The organism is Saccharopolyspora sp. NPDC045941, from assembly GCF_056431445.1.
In genome coordinates this window covers 54,788-75,896 of the sequence record NZ_JBWKKU010000008.1, presented here as the reverse complement: position 1 = coordinate 75,896, position 21,109 = coordinate 54,788, and the positions used below count along the sequence as shown (strand labels likewise).

The window sequence follows — 21,109 nt, the reverse complement described above, 5'->3', positions numbered from 1 at the left end:
CGAGACCCGTTCACCAGCGGCGAGAATTCCGCCAGGTTGCGCGCAATCCGCCATCCGCCCGCACAGCGAGTCCCCGGGCTGGATGCGAGAGGCCAAGGGGATCGTCCGGGTTCACCGCCGGCAGCGGAGGTCCGATGGCGGCTCCGAGCTGGTCACCTCGCGCCATTCGGCCCCCTGCAGGTCCCGGCCCGCGAACTCGCAGACCAGCCCGAGCCAGGACTTCTCGTTGAGCGCCCAGCTGGCCAGTTCGCCGTTGGGCGTCGCGGTCAGCAGCTCGCCGGTCGCGCCCGCCCCGGCGATGGCGGTCGCTTCCCACGGTGACCGGGCCATGGAGCCGTTGGAGTCCGGTAGGAGCAGCTCACCGAGCACGGTGCCGGCGTCGATGTCGATCACCACGAGGGCGCCGTCGTTGCGGAGGCGACCGATGAACGGCGTGCCGGGCACCCAGGCCAGTGGGCGGGCGAACGCGGTGCCGCCCGGGATGGTCCGGATCAGGTTGGCGCCAGAGGCATCCCGCACGTCCAGCGATCCATCGGCGCGGCCCACCAGCAGCCGGTCGCCGGCGTAGTTCACCGTCAGCGCATCGCCAGGCACGGTCACCTGCTCGACTTCCTCGGTGTCGTTCACGGTCACGCTCGGCCCGTTGAGCCACGCCGTGAACCGGCCGTCCGCGCTGATCGTGGTGGCACCGACGCTGTCGCCGAGGTTCACGTCCACCGGTTGTTCCTGACCGACGCTGCCGACGGTCTCCCCGTCGCCGATGCGCCGCATCGACGTCCCGCCGTATTGGTCCATGCAGACGACGTGCAGGCCGTCGGCGGTGATCCGGGCGTCGACCGCGTATGGCCCGCCGGCATCCAACACCATGTTCGTGTCGTCGCCCCGCATTTCGTACATGCTGCAGCCCGCTCGTCCGATCACCACCGGCGTGCCGTCGGGAAGCCAGGCCGGGACCAGTTCGTCTGCCGGGCTCGACATCTCCGTACTCGTGCCGTTTCGCAGGTCGTGCAGCACCACTTCGCCGTTTGCGCCTACCAGCAGCGCTCGACGTCCGTCGGGTGCGACCGCCAGCCGGACGGGGGCGCTTGAGCGCGAGGTGTCTGGGACGGTGAACTGGCCGGTGTCGGTCCGCAATCGAGGGCGTTGGTTCGGATCCCAGGCGGAAACCGTGGCGCCTTTCGCGGTGATCAGCCGGTCCGAATCACCCACGAAGGCCACGTGCTGGGCGCCTCCCGCGCCGGGCAGTTCCCGGTTCTCCCGGTTCTCGTGCATGGCGCCGACATCGGACAGCCAGAGCTCGCCGCCACCCGACGCGGCGATCTTCCTGCCGTCCCGGCGGATCTCGTACGCCTCCGGGGTGAAGGGGCTGTTGACCGCCGAGTAGCCAGGCTCGGTCGAGTTGGTGCCGGTGTCGAAGACCCTTCCCCACCCGGCCAGGAAACCGGTGAAGGCACCGTCATCGGAGGCTGCCGAGACACCCGAGCCGGGCGGGGACGTCTGCTCGTACTGGCTGACGCCGACGGACAGGTCCGCGAGCCGCAGGCGCTGCCAGACTCCCCCGTTGCCGCCGGCCAGTGCAATCGTCGCCTCGTCCGGCATGCCGACCTCGTCCCAGTACCGGTCGACCAACGGGGTGCGCCCGCGCGTCGTGCCGGTCGTGGCATCGAAGACCACGACGTACTGCGGCTCGATCTCAGGGGCCGTCAGCACCACGACTGTCGTGCCCTGCGGCGACACCGCCACCTTTCCCGGTTGCTGCGCCTCGAAGTTGATCGGCTCCGAGCCGACGCGCCAGAGCGCCATCCGCTGCCCGTCGGTCGCGGCGGCGACGGCGCCGTCGTCGCTGGCGGCCACGTCGGTGATGGGCAGGTCACCCAGCCGTGCTTCGGTCGTGGTGCCGGTGTTCTGGTCCCAGCGGATGAGCCGCCCGTCGGTGGTTCCCGCGAACGCGAGTCCGCTGGCGGTGGCGGCGAGCGCGGTGACCGGGGCGGGAAGTACGCGCTGCCGCACGAGATCGGGGTTGTCGTTGACGGTCTGGAACAACGCGGCCGAGGTGCGCTGGTCGCGGTGCAGGCGGTAGCCCTCGGCGGCCAGCAGCTGCGCCGCGGCCGAGTTCGTCGAGGACTCGTCGACCGCGGTCGCCGCGAGCAACCGAGCGGTGGCTACCCTGCTTTCCTCGTTCGCCCGCCGACGCTGCGATTCCGCGAGCGCGCCGGCCACCACCGCCAGCAGGAGCAGTACCAAGACCACCGCGAGCGCGGTCCGGGTCCGCTTCCGGTCCCGCTTCAACCAGGTGATGTGCTCCCCGATGAGCTCGTCCTTCTCGACACCGCGCAGCGGGGCTGCGAACTCCGCGACCGCTTCCTGCAGGCCGGGATCGCTGTCGTCGAGCTTCGGCATCGCCCGCAGCCTGCGCAGATCGATCCACCTCGGCTCGCCGGGCAACGCACCGCGCAGCGCTGGATGCACGGCGGTGCTGTCGCGGCTGAAATCGCCGCCGGCAGTGTCCCAAGCCAGCTCACCGGCGGTGAGGCCGATGAGAATCCGCTCGGGTGTGCGGTGCTCCAGCCACCACTTGATTTCCTTGCCCACCCAAGGGGAGTTCGCGGCGTCCGGGGATGCCAGCACCACCAGCCATTCGGAGGTGGCCAGTGCTCGCTCGATGCCCTGCCACAGATCGGGGTCGGCCGCGAGGTTCGCGTCGTCACGGAAGACCCGCAGTTCCCGCGCCTTGCGTCCGGTCCGGGCGAACGCTTCCAGCTGTCGTTGGAAAGCGGGCGCGAAGACATCGTCACTGTCGTGGCTGTAGGAGATGAATGCGTTGTAGTGCACTGGTCGGACCGGCTCTGGTTGGCTCATCACTCCCCCTCGATGCCGACCATGCGGATGCTATCCAGATCGATCAACTCGGCGGGGCTCCCCACTGCGGGAAGCGGAGGGGGTCCTCAGCCTGGTGGCGTCTCGGCCGGCTCGGATGCGCGCGGAACCCCGGCGGCCAGAGCATCGAGGACGTGGAAATCTACGAGGTCTGGCTACGCCTCGGCGCGGTCTTCTGAGCGAGACGGATCGGCAGAGGGCGGTCGGGCAGCCGGGGAAGGTCTCATCCTCCGGCCCCCACAGCTCCCGGCGTGAGCCCCCTCGACTCACCGGGCTCACGCCGTTCTGGGGGCCCCAGCAGCTGCGCCGAGTTGGCCGCAGTGCGACCTTGCCCCCGAAAACGAATGGCCTTGGAGATGTGCCCGCTGCCGGCTCAGCTGGATGCCGGCTCCGCGGCCCAGCGGCGCCCGTGGATGGAGAGGTCGCTGAGCATTGCGGCCACCTGGTCAGCGGTGTATCCCGTGTCGCCCTGGAGCCACCACACGAGTGTCCCGATCAGCTCGCCCGCCCACGCGCGCGCGACGAGTTCCACGGGGATGCGCGGGGCGTGGCCGGATTCTTCAGCCCGCGCCTGGAACAGGGCCTGGGCTTCTTCACTGGTCCGTTCGTAGAACTCGCGCAACGGCCGGCCGTCGCCGGCGCCCTGAAGGATCACCCGGTAGACCGCGGCGTTCTTCTCGGCGTGCGTGAAGATGCTGCGCAGGGGGTAGCCGGTGAAGCCATCGGGGCGCTGGGCCTCGTACTCCGCCATCCACGCCGCCCGATCCTCGGTGAGCGAGCGGACGATGTCGACGAGGACGTCCTCCTTGGCCTTGTAGTGGGCGTAGAAGGTCGCCCTCGCCACGTCCGCGCGGTCGAGGACGTCCTCGACCGTGAGCGAGCCGAAGCCCTGTTCGGCGCACAGCTCCACGAGCGCCTCGCGGATCGCCCTGCGGGTGCGGCGCACCCGTCGGTCGCCGCCTCCGGACTGCGGTGACATGGCCCGGCTCCTCTCCGTCAGGTCCTCGGTTCGGCGGGTCTCGAACTCATGATTCCCCACCCTGCGGGCGGCGATGCAGAGGGCCACGCCCGAACCTGCATGCCCTGCACGTCGCCGGGCTGGCGCCCGCACCGACCCCTTTCGAGACCACGATCGCCGTCGCCGCAGCGACGATTCGCAGCGGCAGAAGCGCATTGACGGCCGATGCGACCCACCGTACGATCGCGAACACATTGTTCAAGAACATACATATTGTTCAATTCGCGTTCACTCCTGGAGCTGCCCCGTGAAGATCGCTGCGGACGGTCCTCGATCCCCGGCCACGCCGGCCGAACGCTTCATCGCCCGGGGAAAGGCACTGCTGCCTGAGCTGGTGACGCTGCGACGGGCGATCCACGCAGAACCCGAACTGGGCCTGCACCTGCCGGAGACCCAGCGGAAGGTGATCGCGGCGCTCGCCCCCCTCGATCTGGAGGTGCGCACCGGAACGGCACTGACCTCGGTGGTCGCGGTCCTTCGCGGCACCCACCCGGGCCCGACCGTGCTGCTGCGCGCCGACATGGACGCCCTGCCGCTGCAGGAGGCGACCGACCTGCCCTTCCGGTCGACCAACGGAGCCATGCACGCCTGCGGCCACGACCTCCACGTCGCCGGACTCGTGGGCGCTGCCCACCTCCTGCACGCGCACCGCGACGAGCTCGTCGGCGACGTCGTGTTCATGTTCCAGCCCGGCGAAGAAGGGTTCGGCGGAGCCCGGCTCATGCTGGACGAGGGGCTGCTCGACGTGACCGGTGAACGCCCGGTCGCGGCGTACGCCGCGCACGTCGGCCCCGGCCCCCGCGGCACCTTCCTGACCAGGGCCGGCACGGTGACCGCGAGTTCGAGCACGTTCTCCGCAGAGGTGTCCGGACGCGGGGGCCACGGCTCCCGGCCGCACGAGGCGGTCGACCCGGTGCCGGTGCTGGCCGAAATCGTGTTGGGACTCCAGTCCTACGTCACCCGCCGGTTCGACGTCTTCGACCCGGTGGTGCTGTCGGTGACCAACCTCGCCGCGGGGACGGGCGCCAGCAACGTCATCCCCGGCTCCGCCCGGCTCAGCGGGACCGTGCGGACCACGTCCCCCAAGGCGCTTGCCAGGGTCGAGGCCGAGCTTCCCCGCGTCGTCGCCGGGATCGCCGAGGCGCACTCCGCCACGGCGACCGCGGAGATCACCACCGGCTATCCAAGCGTCGTCAACGATCAGGCGACCACTGAGCGCGCTCTTGAAGTCCTGCGTGCGGCGTTCGGCGGCCGGGTCCTCGCGGCGCCGCATCCCACCATGGGCGCCGAGGACTTCTCCTACGTCGCCCAGCACGTGCCGGCCACGATGCTGATGCTGCTGGCGAGTCCCCCCGATCTCGACGGGGATCCCGCGCCGAACCACTCCCCGCACGCGATGTTCGACGACGCCGTCCTCGGCGACCAGGCTGCCGCGCTCGCGCTCCTCGCCGCGCAGACCCTCACCGCACACGCACCGGCAGCCCGCTGACCTTTCCCGATTCACCGGAAGAGAGCCCCCCATGAACCTTGCCCAGTTCCTGCGCCGCAATGCGGTGCACCAGCCCGGAGCCGAGGCCGTCGTCTGCGAGCAGACCCGGATGACCTACGCCCAGCTGGACCACGACTCCGACCGGCTCGCCGCCGCTCTCCAAGACCTCGGCTTGGCCGCAGGTGACCGGGTCGCCACGTTGTCGTGGAACTGCGCCGAACTCGTGGTGACCGAATTCGCGCTCTACAAGGGCGGTTTCGTGCGGGTGCCGATCAACGCCCGGCTGAGCGAGGGCGAGGTCGCGCACCTGTTGCGCGAATCCGGCGCCCGCGCCCTGCTCGCCGGTCCCGAGCACGTCGCGGTGGCGGTTGCCGCGGCGGCCGACAGCCCGGTCGAGCACGTGGTCGGGCTACCCGGCGCCGTGGGCGCGCAGCACGGGTACGCCGACTTCCTGGCCCGCACCGACGCGCCGCCCGCGTGGGCCGACGTGCGCCCGGAGGACCCTGCGGTGCTGCACTTCACCTCCGGCTCCACCGGATCCCTCAAGGCGGCGGCGCAGACGCAGGGCAACCGGCTGGCCCTCATGCGCAAGTTGGCCTCCAGCCCCGAAGTCCGCGTCGGCCCCGGCGGGCGGCAACTGCTGGTCGGCCCGATCACGCACGCGTCGGGAATGCCGATCATCGGCATCGTGTTCGCCGGTGGCTGCCTCGTGGTGCTGCGCGGTTTCGAGCCCGAGCAGGTGCTGGAAACCATCGAGCGGGAGCGGGTGACGCACGCGCTGCTCATCCCGACGATGATCAATTTCATCCTGCAGACCTGTTCGCGCGACGACTTCGACCTGAGCAGCCTGGAGCGCGTGGTGTACGGCGCCGCACCGATGACGCCGACCCGGATTCGTGCGGCCTGGGACTTCTTCGGCCCCGTCCTGGCGCAGGCGTACGGGGCGGGCGAAACCACCTCGGCGGTCATGTTCCTCACCACCGAGGACCACCGGCGGGCCATCGAGGACGGCGAGCAGGAGCTGCTGTCCTCGTGCGGAAGACCGGCCACCGAAGCCGAGGTCCTCGTCGTGGACGACGGCTTCCGGGAGGTGCCGCCCGGCGAGGTGGGCGAGATCGTGGTCCGCGGCCCGGAGGTGGTGCCCGGCTACCACGAGGCCCCAGAGCTGACCGCGCGCAGCTTCCGGGACGGCTGGTTCCGCACCGGCGACCTGGCCACCCGCCGCGAGGACGGCTACGTGTTCATCGTCGACCGGAAGAAGGACCTGATCATTTCCGGCGGCTTCAACATCTACTGCGTCGAGGTGGAGGCGGTGCTGCACCGCCACCCCGACGTCTACGACGCCGCCGTCGTCGGCGTACCCGACGACCAGTGGGGCGAGGCGGTCAAAGCCGTCGCGGTGCGGCGTCCAGGTTCCACTGTGGACGCCGAGGCGCTGATCGAGTTCTGCGGCGAACACCTGGCACGCATGAAGCGCCCGCGATCGGTCGACTTCGTCGATGCGCTGCCGATCAACCAGAACGGGAAGATCGACAGGAAGGCGATCCGCGAGACCTACTGGGCCGGCGCCGACCGCCGGGTCAACTGAGAGCCTGTCGGCGAATGCCGTCCGCGTCTGCGAAGCGGCGGCAGCCGCTTGCATCCACCTATGCAGCGCAACCACCGGCGGGTTCTCAGGGTTTCCTGGCGAGGACGGCCCCTCCGCCGTGCATTGGACATGCATCAGGAGGGGCACCCACCGTCCAGGAAGCGCCTGAGGTTCCGCGAAGAGAGTGCGCAAGCAACGAATCCACCAACCAACTCCGAGGAGTGCCCGATGAACTTCACGCTGGAACCCGACTACCGCCACCTGCCCGAGCTGCAGGGCTGGGTCGCCGAGCTGCGGGCCTACCTCGACGAGGAGCTGATCCCGTTCGAGCGCGAGCGCGGCATCACCGCCGAAACCCGGATCGACAGGGCGACCCTGCGGCAGGTGTGGCGCCGCAGCCGCGAGCTCGGCTTCTACGGCATCAACCTGCCTCCGGAGCTGGGCGGCCACGGACTGTCGAACCACGACCTGTGCGTGCTCAAGGAGGAAGCCGCAGCCCGCGGGTCGTCGCTGTTCCCGAACGTCCTCGGCGACATGGGCGGGCCGCTGCGGGTGGGCGTGGCGCTCAACGTCGCCACCCAGGAGCAGCTGGAGCGGTACTTCCTACCGGTCGTCCAAGGCGAGCGGGCCTGCTGCTTCTCGCTCACCGAACCCCAGGCCGGCTCCGACATCCGCCGGATGACGACGACCGCCCGGCGCGACGAAGACGGGTATCGGCTGACCGGCCGCAAGGTGTTCAGCTCCGCAGCTCCCTTCGCCGACTTCGCGATCGTGGTCGCCCGCCATCACGACGAGGGCGAGACGTACAGCGCGTTCATCGTCGACTTCAACGCTGCGGGCTGCACCGTGCTCGACGGCGACACCCCCATGTCCGGCCAGCACATCGAGGGCGACATCCTCCTCGAAGACTGCTTCGTGCCCGCGGCGAACGTGCTCGGTCCCCTCGGCAAGGGGCTGCAGGTCGGTGTCGGCCGGATCAACATGAACCGTCTGCTGCACTGCCCCACCATGATCGGCCTCGCCCGGCGCGCCCTGCAGCTGTCGCTGGACCACGCCCGTAACCGCACCGTCTTCGGCGGCCCCATGGTCGAGTTGCAGGCGATCCAGCACCACCTCGCGCAGATGTCCACCGACCTGCATGCCGCCCGCGCGATGGTGCTGGCCACCGCGGCCCAGGCCGACCGCGGTGAGCCGATCGTCGTCGAGGCCAACATGTGCAAGCTGTTCACCGCCGAAGCGGCCTTCCGGGTGGCCGACCTCGCCGTGCAGATCCACGGCAAGACCGGCGTCACGCAGGGGCACGAGGTGGAGCAGATCTTCCGCACCCTGCGCATGTTCCGGATCGTCACCGGCACCACCGAGATCCACAAGAACGCGATCGCCAAGGGCCTCGCGGGAAGCGTCGCACCGGCGGCCGGAGCCCCGCGGTGAGCCCCGCCACCCGGACCGAGGGGGCCGCCGTGACACCCGGGCACGGGACCCGCTGGTCGCGTGGCAAGAACCTCGCCCTGCTCACCGCGTCGACCTCGATGGACAACGCCGAGAACAGCATCACCACGGTGATGTTCCCGCTCATGCGCGACGCCTTCGGGCTGTCGGCGGCAGCACTGGGCACGATCGTCGCGGTCGCCAAGGTCGCAGGCGCCGCCACGAGCGTCCCGTGGGCGATGCTCGGCCGCCGGTACTCGCGACGGACGATCCTGGCGATCTGCTCCGGGTTCTGGGGCGTCTGGATCATCGCCGCCGGCATGTCCGCGAACTTCACCCTGTTCCTCGTGTTCTACGGCATCGGCGCCGCCGGCTTCGCCGGTTCCGGTGCCATTGCCCTGGAGATCCTCGGCGACGTCTACGACGACCACCACCGGGGCCGCGCCACCGGAATCCTCTACGCCGGGGTCGCGATCATCACCGGCGCCAGCGCCCCGGTGTTCGGATTGCTGGCGCACCTCGACAACGGCTGGCGCTACGGCTACCTCAGCTCGGGCGCGGTCTGCCTGATGATCGGTGTCCTGATCCTGGCTTTCCTCGACGATCCCAGGCCAACCGCCGCCAGCAGCGCGCCGCATCGCGACGAACTCGGGACCAAGGCGCGAAAGGCGCGCGACGGCCTGCGCGAACTGCTTCGCATCCGCAGCTTCCGCTACCTGCTGGCGCAGCGGCTGTTCTCGGGCCAGAACGTGATGATGAGCTTCGGGATCGTGTTCCTGGTCGAGGAACGCGGGTTCTCGACCTCGACGGCATCGCTGGCCGCGCTGCCGTTCTCGCTGGGGTACGTCGCCGGCACCCTCTTCGGGGGGCGACTCCTGGACCGCCTCCACCTGGCCCTCCCCCGAAGCGGCCGCGTGATCATGCTCCAGGTCAGCCAGCTCGCCTTCGCCGCCATCGCCTTCGTCACGCTGCAGGTCACGGCGGAGGGCATCACGCCGTATGTGGTGCTGTTCACGATGCTCGGGCTGCTCCAAGGGCAGGTCCCGGTGGTGAACCGCCCGCTCGTGATGGCGGTCGTCCCACCACACCTGCGTTCCCTGGGTTTCGCCGTCTCCGTCTACCTGGTCGAGTCCCTCGCATATGGCGGCTACGCGCTGCTCGCGGGCTACCTCGGTGACCAGATCGGGCTGCAACCCGCGCTGCTGCTCATCACGGTCGCGCTCACCGTGGCGAACGGCCTCGCCTCGGCCGCCCTGTACCGCCCTTATGCCCGCGACAGCACCAAGCAGGCATGCCGGGAAGTCACCACCGACGAAGGATGACGCACTCCCGCGGGCAGCAAAGCACGGTGCCATCAGACAGTCCTCGCCCAATTAGGCGGCGGTGACGCCGCTGTCGGTGGCGAGTACGGCACCGTTGATGTTGCGGGCTTCTGGGGAGGCGACGAAGCAGAACAGGGCGGCGACGTCGTCCGCAGAGGCCATCGGGCGTGGTGTCAGGGTGTTGGCGGTCAGGGACAGGTCGACGTCGTCCGGCATGGTGAATCCTGTGACCAGCGGTGTCTCCACCGCTCCCGGCGCGATTGCGTTGATGCGCAGGTTCTGTTTCATGAACTCGACGGCCAAGGAGCGGGTGAGCTGTACCAGGGCACCCTTGCTCATCGTGTAGACAGCGGTGTACGCCTGCCCGATGAGTCCGCCGGTGGATGCCACGTTGACGATGTTCCCGTCGTTGGCCACCAGATGCGGGATGGCTGCCTGGCAGAGGAAGAACGGCCCGTCGAGGTTGACCGCCATCATCGCGCGGTAGTCCGCCTCGCTCACCTGTGTGGCGTGCTCGTACCGTGCGATGCCGGCGATGTTGCCGAGCACGTCCAAGCGGCTCGAGTCCGCCACGACGTCCGCGACCGCGGCGAAGCAGTCGGCGCGGTCGCTGACGTCGGTGACGCGGGTGCGCACGGTGCCGGGCGAACCGGTCGCGAGACCCGCGGTCTCCTCCAAGCCCGCGGCGTTCATGTCGAGAGCGTGCACGGTGGCGCCCTCGGCTGCCAGGCGCAGCGCCGTGGCGCGTCCGATGCCGGAGGCGGCACCGGTGAGCACGGCGACACGACCTGCGAAGCGGTTCTCGACGGGGACGAAAGCAGTCATGGAAACCTCCTCCGTGGAAACGGGCTTCGGGGTCAGGCCAGCACGCAGCGCGTGCCGGAGAAGTTGGTCGGCATGCACCTGTTGCAGTGGATGCACAGCGAGCGGATCGAGGGGTCCTGCTGGAGCCGGTTGACCAGGTCCGGCTCGCGCAGCAGGGCGCGGGCCATGGCGACGAACTGGAAACCCTCCGACATCGCCAGATCCATGTCCGCTCGGTCGGTGATGCCGCCCAGCAGTACCAGCGGCAGGGTGAGGGCGGCGCGGAACTGGCGGGCTTCTTCGAGCAGGTAGGTGTTCCGGTAGGGGTATTCGCGGAGGAACGCTCGCCCGAGCATTCGCATGCCCAGCCGCTGCGGTTGCGGCAGCGCTTCGGCGAACTCCTGAACGGGCACCTTCCCCTTGAACAGGTACATCGGGTTGAGCAGCGAGCTGCCGACGGTCAGCTCCAACGCGTCGACCGCGCCGTCCGCCTCCAACCAGTGGGCGACCTGGAGCGCCTCGTCCAGCCAGAAGCCTCCCGGGACACCGTCGTCCATGTTGAACTTGGCCAGGATCGCGATCCTGTCACCGACGGCGGCGCGGACGGCCCGGACGGCGGCGCGCGCCACCTTCGCCCGATTGCCCAGCGAGCCGCCGAAGCCGTCCCTGCGCGTGTTGATCCTCGGGCTGAGGAACGAACTGGCGAAGTAGTTGTGTCCAAGGTGGACTTCGACCGCGTCGAACCCGGACTCCGCTGCCAGCCGGGCGGCCGTGCCGTGGGCTTGGACGATGCGGTCGATGTCCTGCTCCGTGGCGGGGCGGGTCATGCGCATGCCCAGCGGGTTGAACCTCCGACTCGGCCCGAGGGCGGCCATCCCGTTGGACCTGGCGTTGGCGACCGGCCCGGCGTGTCCGATCTGCGCTGAAGCCGCGGCTCCCTCCGCGTGCACGGCGTCGGTGAGCCGCCGCAGTCCCGCGACGGCGTCGGGCCGCATCCAGATCTGGTCGAACTGGGTGCGCCCCTCGGGAGCGACCGCGCAGTAGGCGACGGTGGTCATGCCGACGCCTCCGGCCGCGTGGCGCCGGTGGAACTCGATGAGCGAGTCGGTGACGAGCGCGCCGTCACTGCGTCCTTCGAACGTCGCGGCCTTGATCGTGCGGTTCCGCAGCGTCAGCGGACCGATCTTGCCCGGCGAGAACACATCGGGAATCGGAGTGGCAGCCATGGAGTCTCCTGTGGATCGGGGGCGTCAGCGCGCTGCTGCATCGCCCGTCGCCGAGGATGCGCATGTGGCGCCAGAACCGTTGACCGGCGAACCCACTGCCCGTGCCCGGGGACGCGGGCAGTGGGTTCGCCGAACCAGCCTGGGAACACCGGTCAGCGGCCCGCTTCCGCGCGCTGCGCGTTGACGCGTTGGCTCGGTTCGGAGAACGCGAGCTTGCCCATCAGCGACCGCTCGCCGTCCCGACGGCGGTCGAACACCGCGACGTAGCAGTCCTGGACCGCGGATGAACGCGGGTCGGCCAGGAACGCCCACTCGGCCAGGTGGCAGGCCAGTCGCAGATCGCTGTCCGCAAGCTCGTCGGCCCGTGCGACCAACGCGTCCACACCGCCGGCGAGGCGCGCGATCTCCCCCGCCTGAACAGCCATCGGTGCAGGCAGCAGGTTTGCGGGATTGCCGTCCCACCAACCACCGTAGCGGCGGATCACGTTGCGGCAGATGAACTCCGGACGGTCGTAGTGGGGCTGCAGGCGCGGGTGCGCGGCCAGGTGCGGTGGGATCACCAGGGATTCCACGATGTCATCGGGCCGCATGCCGGCGTTGAGGCCGTCGAGCGCGTGGCGCACGACGTACCGGAGGTACTCGGCCATCGTCAGCAGCTCGTCGCGAATCGCTTCGGCGCCACGCACGCAGTCGCCATGGCCGGTGATCACGTAGTCGGCGCCGAGAGCTGCCATCTGCTCGGCGGCGTCGGCCCACTCTTCCGCGTACCGCTGGACCTTGCGGGGGTTGCCGGCATTGGGCAGGTAGCCGACCACCAAGTCTCCTGCCGCGATCACCCGCCGCTGCGGCGCCCAGACCCACGCGGCGTCGTCGGTCTCCCCCTTGGCGTGGCGCACCACGAATCGCTCGCCACCGATGCGCAGCTCCAGGGCGTCGCGGAACGTGACGTCTGGAACGACGAAGTCTTCCGGGGCGCTCGGCCAGCTGCGGCCGTTGGCGCCGGGACGCTGTCCGTTGATGGCGGCGTTCAGGCCCGCCGTCTTGGTGTAGCGCGCGAAGTGGTCGAGCAGGTTCTCGTGCGCGACCACCCGGGGCCGTTCCCCTGCCTCCAGGAACGCCCACAGCCCGAAGGCATGGTCCACGTGCCCGTGCGTGAACACGACGGTGTGCAGGGGTTGCGCGCTCAGCTGACGGACCGCGTGCAAGAGCGCGGGGCCGTCGCCTGCGCAGCCGGAGTCGACCATGAGCAGGCCGTCATCGGTCTCGAACAGCGCGACGTTGGCCATCCCGGGCTGGATCATGAAGGTACGCGACGCGACCTCCACGACCTCCGGCGGATTCGGGGCAGCGACCTCGCGCGCCGCGACGTGCTGGAACTGCGCGTTGCCGATGTTTCCGAAGTTCTGCCGCATCAGAGCATGCGCACCCGAGCCCAGTCGCGAGTCCACCGATTTCTGCTGGGCCTGCGCCCCGGCCGCTCCGCTGGACGAATCAGACATGAGAATCTCCTCGCTGTGATGTTGGACGGCGCGTTGACACCCATTAAACCACATGATTTACTCGTTTACGTCGATAGCGAGGATCGATCGGAGGTCCACCCGAGCGGCACTGTAATGTTGTTCGCGGAGTTGCCGAGCCGTTGCCCGACGGACTCGGATCACCGGTCGGATGAGCTGGAAAGAAGCTGGATCACGTTGGAAATATCAACGCGTTTGCAAATTCTACGCACGGCTGAGCAATTGTTCGCGACGCAGGGAATCGATGCGACCTCGCTTCGCCAGATCAGCGCGGACGCCGAGCAGCGCAACACGGCGGCGGCCAAATACCATTTCCAGAACAAGCCGACGCTGATCAGGGCGATCTTCGACTATCGCCTCAACGACATCGACACCCGCCGCGGACAGTTGCTGAAACTCGCCGAGGACGAGGGTCGCCTCGGCGAACCGTGGCATCTGGTCGAGGTGCTGGTTCGGCCACTGGCCGAGCAGGCCACCGAACCCGGTAGTCATTACGTCCGCTTTCTCGATCGAGTTTTCGATTACGTCGGGCGCGATGTGACCGCGCTGCCCGAGATCGCCGGACTGGACGAAGCGGTAGCCGTCGGCCGTCTGGTCGCCGACCACCTTCCATTCCTGACCCAACCCCAGGTCCACCCCCGAGTTCGGTGGGCCGGACAACTGATCATCTCGGCGCTCGCCGACCTGGAGCAGCGGAACGCGTCCGCGGAAACCCGGAGCGACGGGCCTGCCACCGAAACCTTCGTCGTGGCGCTGATCGACGCGGCCACCGGCTTGCTGACGGCCGCCGAGTCCGCTCCACGCGGGTGAGATCGACCGCGGGCGTCATATGACCAGTGAGGAGACTTCCCGATGAGAGCGGAAGAAGACGCCGGCCCGATAGGGACAACGGTGCGTCTCGGTTATGCCGTTGCCGCACTGGTGATCGGCGGGGCTTGGGCGTTCGGTTGGGACGTTCCGGTCTGGGAGCACGCCCTACGCCTCTTCGTACTCGTCCTGGTGCTACCGCCCATCCTGCACCTCGCCAGGAGGCGGCTGGGACGGTTGACCTCCGCGTACCCGCCGCTGCGCCACCTGGTCGTCGCCAAGGTGCTCCTCGTCGTGGGTGCCGTCGGGCTGGAGCTGCTGCTGGACCAATGGACTTGGTGGGCGCCCTTCATCACCGCCGCAGCCCTGGCCGCCGCGGTGGCCGTCGGCGGGCCGCCATGGCACCGAAAGCTGCACCGGCGTGCTGCGTCCATCCCGCACGCAACTCCAGTTGGCCGGAAGCACCGCTAACCACGCCGGGTACGAAGAACGGCCCAGTACCGGTGTCACGGCATCGTCCGCAGTGCTGGCTGACAAGGGCTGCCAAAACGTCCGGATGGGCATCCGCACGCCGACCAGGTCGCAGTGCACACCGGATGAGCGAACCCGCGCCGACCACGCCAGGTCTCGCCGCACTCCACGCTGCACCGAGAAGATCCCACGCACGAAGGGGACCCCGAATGGCAGAGAATCCCGCAAGTCAGTGGACGTCCACGGCCCAACGGACCCCGCAGGAAGCGAAGTTCTTCTGGACGGGCGGACCGATCGAAGTCGCACAGGACACCTGGTTCGCGTCGATTGGTTCTGGTGTCACGGCCTTCGCCACCCACGAGGGCCTGGTGCTGGTCGACTCGGGAACCCGCCTGTTCGCGGGCGAGATGGCCGAGCACATCCGAACCCGCACCGATCTACCAGTGCACACCGCGATCTACACGCACGGTCACGTCGATCACGCCTTCGGCCTCGGTGCCTTCCTCACCGAAGGTCAGACCGCACCGCAGATCGTCGCCCAGGCCAACATGGTCGAACGATTCGCACGTTACGCGCGCAGCCCGCGGCACAACGCGACGATCAACAGCCGCCAGTTCGGCGGCCGCACCGACGACCCCACCTTCGAGTCCGAGGATCTGCGCTTCGGTTTTCCCGAATACCCGCCGACGCGCTACTACCAGCAGTCCCTCGAACTCCGCGTCGGCGAAACGACCTTCGAGCTGCACGCGTGTCGAGGAGAAACCGACGACCACACCTGGGTCTACTGCCCCGAACGCCGCGTCCTGTGCACCGGTGACTTGATCATCTGGGGTGTGCCCAACGCGGGCAATCCGCAGAAAGCACAGCGCTATCCCTGGGACTGGGCCAAGGGACTGCGCGCGATGGCCGAGACCGGTGCAGCCTCGCTGTGCCCCGGCCACGGCGGGCCGGTCGTGAACGACCCCGGACTCGTCCGCCGCATCCTCCTGGACACGGCGGGCTTCCTCGAGGAGATCGTCGAACGCACGCTGGCAGTCCTTTAAGACGGTTCGCCCCCGCACGTGGACATCGTGCGCCGCGTGGACCTGCCGGAATCCGACGCGCCTTGGCTGCAACCCGTCTACGACGAGGCCGAATTCATCGTCCGCAACGTCATCCGCTACTTCGGCGGTTGGTGGAGTGGGCGTCCGAGCGAACTCAAGCCGGCCCCGCGCGCCGACGTGGCCACCGAACTCGCCACCCTGGCCGGCGGCGCCGGCGCACTACTCGCTCGCGCCACCGAACTCGCGCCCCGCAACATGGCGCTGGCCTGCCATCTCGCGGATTACGCCGTGGAAGCGGCCCCCGATGATGCCGACGTCGCCGAGGGCGTAGCACGTCTCTACGCCGACCGCGCTGCCCAGGAGACCAGCTTGATGGCGACGAACCTCTACAGGTCCGCTGCCGCCAGCGCCGAGGCCAAGCGCCCCTTCGCATAGGAAGCGATTGCGTTCGAATTGGCCGTTGACAACTGCTTGCGAAATCCGGTCTCTAGCTTCCGGTGTTCCAGGTTTCGGTGTATTCCTTGCCAGGTTCGAAGGTGCGGGTGCGTTCGTTGTCCGCGGGTACGTCGGTGCCGTCGTCGGCGGTCCATTGCACGGCGGTGACCCAGGCGATGCCGTCACCGGCGGAGAAGTAGTCGGTGCTGTTGCCTGGTGCGGTGACCGTCGGCGTCGATGCGGCCGTCGTGATCGTCGGCACCCCGGCCAGTTTGGGAGTGTCGGTGCGGTTACCGGTCAGCCGAGTGCCGCGGTCGGCGTAGGTGGTGTGGACGGTGGCCAGGTCTCGGCCGGCGGCGTGGAAGGTGGGGTGTTCGGGGATGGGGCCGCTGCGGTCGAAGGCCAGGTGGTAGTTCTCGCCGGTGGCGGCCTCGATGTTCGCGGTGTAGGCCAGGTTGAAGTCCGGGGGCAGGGCGGGCTCGGGTACCACGTACAACTCGCGCCGGGCGGTGGCGTCCAGCTCGTTGCTGAGGGTCGAGGCGAGGTAGAAATGACCGGATTTGTAGGCCACCGCCAGATCTTGGTCAACGATCTCCGCGCCGGGGCGGTCGATGGTGGCGTGGACCGGCTGCCCGCGCCGGGCATCCACGGTCAGGTGCGTCGTGCTGTCCACTGCGAGGGGCGGCAGCGCGGCGAGGGTGGTGCTACCGGGATCCGACGTGCCGGTGCGGGTGCGGACCCAGGCGAAGGCGACGTAGTTTCCCTTGGGCAGCCGGGCCGTGATGTGACCGCCGAGCGCGTTGCGCAGGTTGTGCTGCGTTCCGTCCTGCCCCCACAGGGTGACATTGGCGTCGGATGACGGTCGGCCGAGCCGGTCGGCAACGGTGATGTCGACGTCGGCGGAGTCGGGTTCCTGGTACAGCCCGACCGGGGTGTTGACCACGACGGAGCCGCTCGCGTCGGTGGCTTGCAGCCAGCCGCCGAACAGACTCGCCGAGCCCTGCACGGCTCGTGCCTGGACGGTGGCGGAGGCCGACCCACGTGCGGGAACGATGAGCCGGGTGGGTTGCACGCTGACCATCCCCTCGGGTGCCGGGGCGCCGGGTTTGCTGTCCATGAACGGGTTGGCGATGGCGTTGAGGTGGGGTTGCAGGTTCAGGGTGAGGGGCTTGTCGCTGGAGTTGCGATAGGTGACGCTGCCGGACACGACCTGGCGGGGGTCGTACGGGAAGCGGATCCGGCCGAGGTCGAGGGTGCCTTGATCGGTGGTCACCGGGCTGCGCAGCGCCCGGCCGAGGTCGATGAGCCCGGCGCCCTGCCGGTAGACGTGCGTGTCCGGGGCGGGGGTCGCGCTGCCGATCAGCGCGGCCTTGAGTTGCGGGGCGCGCCACTCGGGATGGGCCTGGGCCAGGATCGCGGCGGCACCCGCGACGTGCGGGGCGGCCATCGAGGTGCCCGAATCCATGGTGTAGAGCGGGTTGTCGGGGATCGGCTCCCGGACGCCGTGGGCTCGGGCCGCCACCACCTTCTCGCCGGGCGCCGTGACCTCGGGCTTGAGCGCGTTGTCACCGACCCGCGGGCCGCCGGTGCTGATGGGTGCCACGGCCCGGTTGCGGTCGACGCTCCCCACGGCGAGGGCCGCATCAGCCGACCCCGGCCCCTCGACGTACGAGCTCATGTTCCCGGAGGAGACCACGAACAGGGCACCGGTGGCGGCGGACAACCTGGTCACCGCCTGCGACAGCGGATCGTTGCCATCAGTGGGATGGTGGGTGCCCAGGCTCAGGTTGACCACCCGCGCCCCGGAGGCCACGGCCCATTCCATCCCCGCGATCACGGTACCGGTGAAGTCCGGGTTGGTGCCGTCGAGCACCTTGCCGATCAGCAGGTCGGCCTCCGGTGCGACACCGCGGTAACAGCCGTTCGATCCGGCCCCGGCACCAGCCACTGTGGACGCGACGTGCGTGCCGTGGCCGTCGGTGTCCCGGGTGCCGTCCCGGCTACCGGTGAAGTCCTTGGCGGCGACCACCCGTCCAGCCAGGTCGGGATGCTGCTGGTCGTAGCCGGTATCCAGCACGGCCACCTTCACGCCCTTACCGGTGTAGCCGGCGTGCCATGCCTCGGGTGCCCCGATCAGTCCTCGGCTCCAGTTGACATCTTGACCGGCCGTCGCCGGGTCGCACCCGGCGGCGGCGCTCACCGCTCCAGTCGGGGCGGTGACGAGAGTTGCCGTGCCCAGAACGGCGACGAGCACGAGCGGAACGGCTGTTCGGGCCCGCCGGAGGGAGATCGCGAGAGTAGTCACTGGGCCGACGCTAACCACGACATGTGCAGAACTTCATTGGACGGTATGAAGATCTGGTTGGTGTCCACGCGGGAGCCACAGGGTGGAGGTCGTGCCGGTTCCAGGGGTACTGGTCGCCGCCACCTGTGGACCCTGGCCACGGATTCGCGGCTTCCGGATGACACCGTGTTCGGGCTGGCTGCGCCCACGCAGACATCGTCGGCGCGGCAGACGGTCAACGAGGTGGTCGAGGCTGGCCCACTTCGCGATACGATGTCCAAAGAGGACGAATCGGGTTGGCGTTGACCGGGCGAGGTGGTTTCCTGCCCGGTCAAGGCCGCTTGCAGGCCGAGATGACCGGCCACCGCGTCTGCTACTACGACAAGCACCGAAAGCTCGTACGCTCCAAGGGAATCCGTCCCCGATCCGCCAGGCACCGGACCGAGCGTGTACCGATAGGTGGCCGAACAGGACATCACGCTGCTGCACCGGTACCGCCGCCTGCGCGTCCTCTGCGATATCCGCGACGCGCGACCGAACCCTTGACGCATAGCCTTTCAGGCATACATAGTCGACGCATTCGTCGACTCCGGGCATTGCGCGGCAGGCGGCGCCGCCACTGATCCCGCTGCCTCCGGTAGGACTTCTGATGGATTTGCCCCGACTCCTCGACGGCCGGCTCAAGCTTCGACACCTCGTCCTCATGGACGCCTTGAGCAAGCAGCGGAGCGTGGTGGGCGCGGCGGCTGCGCTGCACGTTACGCAACCGGTGGCGACCAGGAGTCTGCACGAACTCGAGGAGATCCTCGGGGTGCAGCTCTACGAGCGGGGCCCGCGGGGCGTGACGCCGACCGTGTACGGCGAGGCGTTCACCGAGCACGCCCGCGCTGTGCTCGCCCAACTCAACCAGGCCAGCCGCCACATCGGTGAGCTCGCCGACGCATCCCGGGGCACGGTGGTCGTCGGCACCCACCTGGCCGGATCGAACGTGCTGCTGCCGGCGGCGATCGCCAGGCTGAAAGCAGCACGGCCGCTGCTCACCGTCGTGGTGCGGGAGGGCACCCCGGAAAGCCTGCTGATCGAGCTCGAAGCCGGGCGGATCGACCTGATGATCGGGCGCCTGACCGCGCCGAGCAGCGAATCGGTGACCCGCACGCCGCTCTACCACGAGTCGGTCCAGCTCGTCGTCCGCGCGGAGCACCCGCTCACCGCCAAGCGCGAACTGGGCCTGGGTGAGCTGCTGGACTACCCGTGGATCCTGCCGGGAGTCGAGACGGCCCTGCGCCGCGAACTGGAGGAGTTCTTCACCAGGCACGGCGTGCCCCTGCCGGAGAACCGCGTCGAGTGCACCTCGTTCCTCACCGTGCGCCACCTGCTGCTCGAAACCGATGTCATCGCGGCCCTGCCGACGCTGATCCCGCGCGACGATATGCGGCTGACCACCCTGCCTGTCGCGCTGGAGCACGTCGGCCACAGCGTGGGGATCACCCTCTCGGCCGAACGGCGGCTGAGCCCGTCCAGCCTCGCGTTGGTGACGGAACTGCGCAGCGTGTCGGCGACCATGGCCGACAAGTAGGCCCCACCCCTGCGATTGCCTCAACGACCCACGTGTGCCCATTTGAGAATCCGATTCCGCAGTAGGCACTTGTCCAGTATGGACGCCGCGGCGGGCGACTGGTATCGCGAGCGGGATCCGGAAGGACATGTTGCAAAGACCAGGTTCTTCCGGATGTTGCAGCCCGCGCGGTACGGCGGCGCAGAATCGGATCTCGTGTCCGACTACCCCGCCGTCGAGCTGATCTTCCGGGAAATCCCGAGGAATCGCTCGGCGTTCTGCCTGACGATCTGTTCCCGCGCCACGTCGTCGAGGAACGCGCTCTTGCGCACGACGTCCCCCACCGGGCGCTCGCCCAGTGGGTACGGGTAGTCGCTGCCCACCATGACTCCGTCCGCGCCCAGCGTGTCGACCAGCAACCGGAGCGCGCGCTCGTCGAACACCACCGAATCGACGGAGAACCGGTCCAGGTAGTGCGTCGGCGGGAATTCCGACGTGCCGATGATGTCGTTGCGGCCGTGCCAGGCGTTCTCCATCCGGCCGAGCCAGAACGCGAAGGAACCGCCGCCGTGCGCGAAGCAGATCTTCAGGCTGTCGTCGATCCTGTCGAAGACGCCGCCGAGGATCAACGCGAGGATGGACAGGTGCGTCTCGGCGGGCATCGCCGTGAGCCATTGCGCCATCCAGCGGTCCAGCCGCGGCGAGCTGGCCATGTCCCACGGGTGCACGAAAACCGGAACGTTCAACGAGGCGCAGTGCTGCAGGAACGTGACGACGCCTTCGCTGTCCAGGTCGAGATCTCCGACGTGGTTGCCGATCTCGACGCCGCGGTGCCCGTTCGCCACGCAGCGTTCCAGTTCCCTGCAGGCCGCGTCGGTGTCCTGCAGGGGAACTTGGCAGAACGGGATGAGCCGGTCAGGCGCGGGCGCGACGATGTCCAGGGCCAGGTCGTTGAAGATGCGGGAGATCTTCGCGGCTTGCGCACCGGTGCGGCCGTAGTTGAAGAACGCCGGGGTCGGAGAGACCACTTGCGCCTGCACGCCGTCGGCGTCCATGTCGGCCAGCCTCCTCCCGGCATCCCAGCAGTCGGCCTGGATCCGGCGGAACTCCTTGGTCCCCATCATGATCACCGCTTCGGACTCCGATTCGACCTTCAGCCATGGCGCACCCGGGCCGGCTTCGGTCGTCAGATCCGGCCACCCGTTCGGGACGTAGTGGCTGTGCACATCGATGATGCCGTCCACG

The 21,109-nt window shown here is 69.1% G+C and carries 16 protein-coding genes; 9 read left to right on the top strand and 7 right to left on the bottom strand.

Going from position 1 to position 21,109, the window contains the following annotated elements; all coding sequences use genetic code 11:
• Positions 1 to 111 precede the first annotated feature (111 nt).
• Together AC07FN_RS08595 and AC07FN_RS08590 are read right to left on the bottom strand one after the other, a co-directional pair.
• Positions 112 to 2,859, bottom strand: coding sequence for a toll/interleukin-1 receptor domain-containing protein (locus AC07FN_RS08595; RefSeq protein WP_478395056.1), 2,748 nt, complete (start codon positions 2,857 to 2,859; stop codon positions 112 to 114).
• A 391-nt stretch (positions 2,860 to 3,250) separates the two neighbouring features.
• Positions 3,251 to 3,856 carry a TetR/AcrR family transcriptional regulator gene (locus AC07FN_RS08590; RefSeq protein ID WP_478395055.1) on the bottom strand — a complete coding sequence of 202 codons (606 nt, stop codon included), beginning with the start codon at positions 3,854 to 3,856 and terminating at the stop codon, positions 3,251 to 3,253.
• A 286-nt stretch (positions 3,857 to 4,142) separates the two neighbouring features.
• Between AC07FN_RS08590 and AC07FN_RS08585 the strand changes: the two genes are divergently transcribed.
• The 4 genes from AC07FN_RS08585 (at position 4,143) to AC07FN_RS08570 (ending at position 9,722) form a co-directional block, all read left to right on the top strand.
• On the top strand, positions 4,143 to 5,384 hold the full coding sequence (locus AC07FN_RS08585; protein ID WP_478395054.1) for a M20 metallopeptidase family protein: 1,242 nt from the start codon (positions 4,143 to 4,145) through the stop codon (positions 5,382 to 5,384).
• Positions 5,385 to 5,415: 31 nt separating this feature from the next.
• Positions 5,416 to 6,972, top strand: a complete 1,557-nt coding sequence (locus tag AC07FN_RS08580) for an acyl-CoA synthetase (RefSeq protein WP_478395053.1) — start codon at positions 5,416 to 5,418, stop codon at positions 6,970 to 6,972.
• A 228-nt stretch (positions 6,973 to 7,200) separates the two neighbouring features.
• Positions 7,201 to 8,403 (top strand): acyl-CoA dehydrogenase family protein, encoded by a 1,203-nt coding sequence (locus AC07FN_RS08575; RefSeq protein WP_478395052.1) that lies wholly within the window; start codon positions 7,201 to 7,203, stop codon positions 8,401 to 8,403.
• Between the two features lie 29 nt (positions 8,404 to 8,432).
• Positions 8,433 to 9,722 (top strand): MFS transporter, encoded by a 1,290-nt coding sequence (locus AC07FN_RS08570; protein ID WP_478395051.1) that lies wholly within the window; start codon positions 8,433 to 8,435, stop codon positions 9,720 to 9,722.
• Between the two features lie 51 nt (positions 9,723 to 9,773).
• Here the strand turns inward: AC07FN_RS08570 and AC07FN_RS08565 are convergent, their stop codons facing one another.
• The 3 genes from AC07FN_RS08565 to AC07FN_RS08555 all read right to left on the bottom strand — a co-directional run bounded on the left by AC07FN_RS08565 (position 9,774) and on the right by AC07FN_RS08555 (position 13,251).
• The gene (locus AC07FN_RS08565; RefSeq protein ID WP_478395050.1) at positions 9,774 to 10,547 is read right to left on the bottom strand and encodes an SDR family NAD(P)-dependent oxidoreductase; all 774 of its coding nucleotides are present in this window, start codon (positions 10,545 to 10,547) and stop codon (positions 9,774 to 9,776) included.
• Between the two features lie 32 nt (positions 10,548 to 10,579).
• Complete coding sequence (locus tag AC07FN_RS08560; protein ID WP_478395049.1) at positions 10,580 to 11,752, bottom strand: NADH:flavin oxidoreductase; 1,173 nt, start codon at positions 11,750 to 11,752, stop codon at positions 10,580 to 10,582.
• 152 nt (positions 11,753 to 11,904) lie between these two features.
• Entirely contained in the window at positions 11,905 to 13,251 is a 1,347-nt protein-coding gene (locus AC07FN_RS08555) for an alkyl sulfatase dimerization domain-containing protein (RefSeq protein ID WP_478395048.1), read from the bottom strand.
• On the opposite strand from AC07FN_RS08555, the gene AC07FN_RS08550 reads away from it, so the two are divergent.
• The 4 genes from AC07FN_RS08550 (at position 13,171) to AC07FN_RS08535 (ending at position 16,025) form a co-directional block, all read left to right on the top strand.
• The gene (locus AC07FN_RS08550; protein ID WP_478395047.1) at positions 13,171 to 14,079 is read left to right on the top strand and encodes a TetR/AcrR family transcriptional regulator; all 909 of its coding nucleotides are present in this window, start codon (positions 13,171 to 13,173) and stop codon (positions 14,077 to 14,079) included. The genes AC07FN_RS08555 and AC07FN_RS08550 overlap by 81 nt on opposite strands.
• 42 nt (positions 14,080 to 14,121) lie before the next feature.
• Positions 14,122 to 14,547: a hypothetical protein gene (locus AC07FN_RS08545; protein WP_478395046.1), complete on the top strand. Its 426-nt coding sequence runs from the start codon at positions 14,122 to 14,124 to the stop codon at positions 14,545 to 14,547.
• Positions 14,548 to 14,756: 209 nt separating this feature from the next.
• Positions 14,757 to 15,590 carry an MBL fold metallo-hydrolase gene (locus AC07FN_RS08540; RefSeq protein ID WP_478395045.1) on the top strand — a complete coding sequence of 278 codons (834 nt, stop codon included), beginning with the start codon at positions 14,757 to 14,759 and terminating at the stop codon, positions 15,588 to 15,590.
• Between the two features lie 18 nt (positions 15,591 to 15,608).
• Positions 15,609 to 16,025, top strand: coding sequence for an alkyl sulfatase dimerization domain-containing protein (locus AC07FN_RS08535; protein ID WP_478395044.1), 417 nt, complete (start codon positions 15,609 to 15,611; stop codon positions 16,023 to 16,025).
• A 52-nt stretch (positions 16,026 to 16,077) separates the two neighbouring features.
• Here AC07FN_RS08535 and AC07FN_RS08530 read toward each other — a convergent pair whose 3' ends face one another.
• Positions 16,078 to 18,330 carry a S8 family serine peptidase gene (locus tag AC07FN_RS08530; RefSeq protein WP_478395043.1) on the bottom strand — a complete coding sequence of 751 codons (2,253 nt, stop codon included), beginning with the start codon at positions 18,328 to 18,330 and terminating at the stop codon, positions 16,078 to 16,080.
• Positions 18,331 to 18,958: 628 nt separating this feature from the next.
• Between AC07FN_RS08530 and AC07FN_RS08525 the strand changes: the two genes are divergently transcribed.
• On the top strand, positions 18,959 to 19,885 hold the full coding sequence (locus AC07FN_RS08525) for a LysR substrate-binding domain-containing protein (protein ID WP_478395042.1): 927 nt from the start codon (positions 18,959 to 18,961) through the stop codon (positions 19,883 to 19,885).
• Between the two features lie 203 nt (positions 19,886 to 20,088).
• On the opposite strand, the gene AC07FN_RS08520 is transcribed toward AC07FN_RS08525, so the two are convergent.
• Positions 20,089 to 21,108, bottom strand: a complete 1,020-nt coding sequence (locus AC07FN_RS08520; RefSeq protein WP_478395041.1) for an amidohydrolase family protein — start codon at positions 21,106 to 21,108, stop codon at positions 20,089 to 20,091.
• Between the last annotated feature and the right edge of the window lies 1 nt (position 21,109).

Bases quoted from the DNA above. Each gene is read 5' to 3' on its own strand.
- AC07FN_RS08595 (WP_478395056.1), bottom strand. From the start codon at position 2,859: ATGAGCCAACCAGAGCCGGTCCGACCAGTGCACTACAACGCATTCATC.
- AC07FN_RS08590 (WP_478395055.1), bottom strand. From the start codon at position 3,856: ATGTCACCGCAGTCCGGAGGCGGCGACCGACGGGTGCGCCGCACCCGC.
- AC07FN_RS08580 (WP_478395053.1), top strand. From the start codon at position 5,416: ATGAACCTTGCCCAGTTCCTGCGCCGCAATGCGGTGCACCAGCCCGGA.
- AC07FN_RS08575 (WP_478395052.1), top strand. From the start codon at position 7,201: ATGAACTTCACGCTGGAACCCGACTACCGCCACCTGCCCGAGCTGCAG.
- AC07FN_RS08565 (WP_478395050.1), bottom strand. From the start codon at position 10,547: ATGACTGCTTTCGTCCCCGTCGAGAACCGCTTCGCAGGTCGTGTCGCC.
- AC07FN_RS08560 (WP_478395049.1), bottom strand. From the start codon at position 11,752: ATGGCTGCCACTCCGATTCCCGATGTGTTCTCGCCGGGCAAGATCGGT.
- AC07FN_RS08550 (WP_478395047.1), top strand. From the start codon at position 13,171: ATGCGCACCCGAGCCCAGTCGCGAGTCCACCGATTTCTGCTGGGCCTG.
- AC07FN_RS08555 (WP_478395048.1), bottom strand. From the start codon at position 13,251: ATGTCTGATTCGTCCAGCGGAGCGGCCGGGGCGCAGGCCCAGCAGAAA.
- AC07FN_RS08545 (WP_478395046.1), top strand. From the start codon at position 14,122: ATGAGAGCGGAAGAAGACGCCGGCCCGATAGGGACAACGGTGCGTCTC.
- AC07FN_RS08540 (WP_478395045.1), top strand. From the start codon at position 14,757: ATGGCAGAGAATCCCGCAAGTCAGTGGACGTCCACGGCCCAACGGACC.
- AC07FN_RS08525 (WP_478395042.1), top strand. From the start codon at position 18,959: ATGGATTTGCCCCGACTCCTCGACGGCCGGCTCAAGCTTCGACACCTC.